This window comes from Streptococcus sp. 121, assembly GCF_016458205.1.
In the GTDB taxonomy this organism is placed as follows: Bacteria; Bacillota; Bacilli; order Lactobacillales; family Streptococcaceae; genus Streptococcus.
Genome location: NZ_JAEMED010000052.1, coordinates 1 through 5,553 on the forward strand (window position 1 = coordinate 1; position 5,553 = coordinate 5,553).

The 5,553-nt window shown below is 40.8% G+C and carries 1 protein-coding gene; it reads left to right on the forward strand.

The window, feature by feature from the left end; genetic code table 11:
- Positions 1-348 precede the first annotated feature (348 nt).
- A partial coding sequence (locus JEQ21_RS08900; RefSeq protein ID WP_199365148.1) for a Rib/alpha-like domain-containing protein occupies positions 349-5,553 on the forward strand: 5,205 nt, incomplete at its 3' end.

Genomic DNA, 5,553 nt, shown 5'->3' on the forward strand with positions numbered 1-5,553 from the left:
AAAGCCATATTTCTATTATATCATACACAACCATATACAACAAGTGTTTTGTGCAAAAAATGTTGAAAAAATCCAGTTCTATCAAGCGGTTGAGCTGGATTGCTTACAACACAAAGTGATAAACTCGAGAACAGCCACAACCATAAGATAGGTAAGTATCTTATTAAATTAAGATATAATTATACAATTATTGAGGGGTTAGGATGAATATCTTAACCTCTTTTTTGAATCATATTATCAAAATTATTGTCTGAACGGATATTGTTTTATGTGCTGAATTTTTGTGTAGAATTTACTCAATTGTGTTATACTTAGGGTGTACCATCATAAAAAAAATAGGAGGATACCATGTATTTTAACCGTAAGGGCGCCAAGCAAACGAATTGGCGCATGATCAAAAAAGGAAAGCACTTTCTATTTGGTTGCTCCCTTGTTCTTGCCCTTGGTGCAACGACAACTGTAGCAGCATCGGATGTTGCAATTGAGGAAAAATCGTCATCTTCTTCGGAATCTGAATTCACCTTAGCTGGAGATGTAAGTCTGGATTCAGAGACTAAAGACAGCTCGCAGGTATATAATGTGCCAGCAGTTGTTTTAGAAACTGAAGAAGTGTCAACCTCTGCCCCTTCTTCAGAAGAAAAAGTAGAGGAAAACCTTACTACAGAAGAAACAAAAGCAACTACAACCCCTGTTGCCGAGGAGAAACCAGTGGTACCAGTTGAGGAAGTAAAGGATGAAACTGAAGTCAAACCTGCTGACCAAAAAACAGCAACTGACCAGCTGGTTGAAAAACCAGTAGCTCCTCAAAGCGAAGTTGAAACTGCTGCCCCAGCAGATCTTTCAACAAGAAAAGAAAGAATTATTCGCGGTCTTGAAAAATTGAAGCACCTACCTTCAACTGATCGGGAAGACTACGCTAAATTGATTGATAGTGCAACTACAATTGGGGAATTGCAAAACCTTCAATCACAAGCTAACCAAGCAAATGCCTTGCTCTATTTGGAGAAAACTCGTGCTCAACGAGAATCTGAGGCTGCTTCTGTAGAGAACACTGCATTCCGTAAAGTTACAACGGATGTCTATAAAGCAGCACTTGCCGAAATTAGGGGATTGTCTAATTTAAATAGCGTAGAGATTCAATACTACACAGCTGAACTGAACAAGTTAACAAAAGGAATTATCAATCGCGATAAAGAAGTTACAGCTTTGCTTGAGAAAGCTCGTAAGATGAACGAGTTGTATGCATCTAATCGTGGAACAACTCAAGCGGATGCCATTTTAAATACTGTTAGTGCTAGTGATGATCGTACTGTTAGCGGAAATGTGCGACTAACCTCTGGTGGACGAATTAATACAGATGAAGATACTTATAATCAACCACTAGAGGGCGTTGAAGTCTATGCCCAATGGTATGAAAAAAATGGTTTTGCTTCTCCAATTTATAAGACAGTAACAAATGCTGACGGCAGTTTTGCAATTGGACTGCATGAGTTTATCGGGGCAGATGGTAAACTGTATCAATTCAATGCTAATCCCCAATCACCTTCATTAGAGAAGTGGCGCATTTGGTCTATTAATCCTGATACTAATAAATATAGTCTTTTATACTCTTATGGTGAAGAACAAATCTCACCAGAGGGAATCATCTTAGATGCATCTGCCGGAGCAGGTCAGAATGTTACTGCAGGAAAATTAGAAAATGTAGAGATTCGTTATGCCCATAAAACAGATGATGTTTGGAAACAAGACGCTAAGGAAACACCAGCGCTTACCAGTGGCTCAGGGTCTGGTGGTCGCGTTTCAGGAGCTGTTTATTGGAATAACTACAATCCGGCCGGTGGACAACTATGGAATGACTTGGTAAGTCGTCAATCAGACTATGACCGTGGACTTGAAAATGTGACGGTTTATGCCTCTTATCTAACGGACTGGGCAGTTAAACACTTGAATTCCCCTGAAGTTATGGCGAACTTTGTAGATGAATCTTCAGAATGGAAGCCAACTTATAACGCTGCTACTCAAGAAGGAAATATCCGTTCAATTGGTTCTAATTGGACACGAGTAAATGAAAATAAACTTCGGGAATATATCCTTGAGCAAGTAAAGGATGATCGTAGTAAGTGGGTCGCTGAAACGGTGTCTGCGAAGACTGACGCTAAGGGTGAATTTAATATTCAATTTAATGGAACTTATGGTCAAGCTTGGAACAACGCTGGAGCCGATACCCTAATTCAGTCTAATAAGTCTGTACTCTTGAACGAAGCAGATGTTACGAGCGCTACGGGAGAGACAAGAAAAGGAACTGAATGGTTTGGTGAGGTTGCACACGATGCTACATATGGCCAATTTGGTAGCACAGGTAATGGATCCCGTCTTGATTTAAGTAAGGCTCCGAAACATATTAATATGGAATGGATGATGATCACAACGGATAAAGAGGGTGTATCATTCGTTAATCCATTCTATGGTGATGTGCCAAAAGGACCTTTGAATATTTCAAATCGCTGGGGTACACAGGGTGTTGGAACTGGTACTGCATGGGGAGTAGACTATAATTTAGGTACGACTCTTATTCCTGGGAATAACGATGTGTCAAATGTTCGATTTGCAGCGTTTCATGATGATTTGACTTTTGATATTGTGAACTATGATTCTGCGGGTAACTTTGCAGGTCCAGGTGATACGGCAAGGACCTCAACTATTGGTGTCACACCAGTTGGCAATGAAACCTATGAAATTGTTTGGAAAGATGAAGAGGGTAAGGAAGTTGGTACGAGTGGACCTATCAGACCTAATGCAACAGGAGAACTTCCAGAATCCACCTATACAGTTCCTAGCGATTTGACAAAAACTACCACTTACTTTGCAGAATTGTATGCATTGAATGAGGATGGTTCCCGTCCGGATTATCCAATGCAAAAAGATTCTTTCACTGCAGTTTATCGTGAGTTACCAGTTTATAAAGTAACAGAGGGAGTACAGGAACAGTCTGCAGATTCTGAAACACCAACCTTCGATTTAGCTCACACGGAAGAAGTTGAGGAACGACCGGTACCTGCTGGTGCTAGTTTTGCACTTGTTTCAGATACAGGTGATGAAACGGTTGAAGGTTTTACAATTGATGCGAAAACAGGTGTTATTACTTGGACTAATCCTCAAAAAGACACTGAAGTTACCGTTGAGGTAACTTATGCAGATGGAACAACAGCGATAACAGTTGCGAAATTTGTTTTGAAAAAAGCAGATAACGAGAAGTATGAACCATCATACGAAGAGAAGAATGTGGTTCCAGGAACTCCAGCTACTTCAACACCAAGCTTCACAGGTGCGGATGGAAACGCAACAACTGCACCAGAAGGAAGCAAGTTTGCGATTGCACCAGACTTTAACGCACCTGAAGGTTACACAGTTACCATCGATGAGAATACAGGTGAAGTCACTGTGACAGCACCAGCTTCACCAATCGGCGAAACTGCTGAAACCGTTACAGTACCAGTTGTTGTTACTTATCCAGATGCTACTACTGATTCAGTGAATGCAGTATTCAACCTTGATTCAGATGGAGACAATACTCCAGACAAGGATGATGAAGATGATGACAACGACGGTATCCCAGATACGGACGAGTCAAAAGATGGAACAAATCCTAAAGATCCAAACTCAGCAGCATCTTCTATTAAAGCAATTGAAGATCAAACAGTTGAACAAGGGAATGCAATCAATCCTGTTACTGTAACAGGTGAGAAAGTACCAAATGGAGGTTCTTTCAAAGTTGACGGTCTTCCAAATGGTGTTATTTTTGATTCAACTACAAACACTATCTCAGGCACACCAACGGCTGCTGGTGAAAGCACAGTAACGGTAACTGTTTTAGATAAAAACGGGAATCCAGTTAAAGATTCAAATGGAAAACCAGTTACAGAGGAATTCAAGATTACTGTATCTGAGAAACCTGAACAAGCAGATACTAACGAACCAAGCCCTGTAGAACAAACAGTTAAAGTAGGAGAGACACCAACTGCAGAGAACTCTATTGGTAATGTTTCAGAACTTCCAGAAGGTACAACCTTCGCATACGAAACCCCAGTAGATACTGAAACAGCAGGCGACAAACCAGCAACAGTAGTTGTAACCTACCCAGATGGCTCAGTAGACAAGGTAAACGTAACAGTTAAGGTTGCAGAAAACCCAACTCAAGCAGATACTAACGAACCAACTTCAGCCGATCAAACGGTTAAAGTAGGAGAGACACCAACTGCAGAGAACTCTATTGGTAATGTTTCAGAACTTCCAGAAGGTACAACCTTCGCATACGAAACCCCAGTAGATACAGCGACAGCAGGTGATAAACCAGCAACAGTAGTTGTAACCTACCCAGATGGCTCAGTAGACAAGGTAAACGTAACAGTTAAGGTTGCAGAAAACCCAACTCAAGCAGATACTAACGAACCAACTTCAGCTGATCAAACGGTTAAAGTAGGAGAGACACCAACTGCAGAGAACTCTATTGGTAATGTTTCAGAACTTCCAGAAGGTACAACCTTCACATATGAAACCCCAGTAGATACCACAACAGCAGGTGATAAACCAGCTGTAGTGGTCGTTACTTACCCAGATAAATCTCAAGATAAAGTAAACGTAACTGTTAAGGTTGAAAACCTAGATGCAGATAAGTATACGCCTGAAGTGGAGACTGAGTTTGTTATTCAGGGTTCTGAGTTCGATCTCACAGATAATCTAAAACCAATTTCTGATGATACAGGAAATCAAGTTGCGATAAAAGTCGAAGACGTTACACCAAAAGGTGACGTTGATACTACAAAACCAGGAAACTATACAGGAAAAGTTAAAGTAACTTATCCTGATGGAAGTTCCGAAATTGTGGATGTCCCCGTTATTGTTGTCGATCAGGAAAAAGATCCAAGTGACGCAGACAAGTACGAACCAACAGCGAAACCTGAAGAAGTAGCAAAAGGTGGCACAGTTGATTTAACAGATAACGTTGATCCAATCACAGATGGGAATGGAAATCCAGTAAATGTTGTCGTTAAAGATGTAACTCCAGAAGGTGCGATCGATACAAATACCCCAGGTGACTACACAGGTAAGGTAGAGATTACATATCCAGATGGAAGTACAGAAACTATTGATGTGCCTGTAAAAGTTGTAGAGAACACTCCAGCTAAGACAGACGCAGACAAGTACGAACCAACAGCGAAACCTGAAGAAGTAGCAAAAGGTGGCACAGTTGATTTAACAGATAACGTTGATCCAATCACAGATGAGAATGGAAACCCAGTAAATGTTGTCGTTAAAGATGTAACTCCAGAAGGTGCGATCGATACAAATACCCCAGGTGACTACACAGGTAAGGTAGAGATTACATATCCAGATGGAAGTACAGAAACTATTGATGTGCCTGTAAAAGTTGTAGAGAACACTCCAGCTAAGACAGACGCAGACAAGTACGAACCAACAGCGAAACCTGAAGAAGTAGCAAAAGGTGGCACAGTTGATTTAACAGATAACGTTGATCCAATCACAGATGAGAAT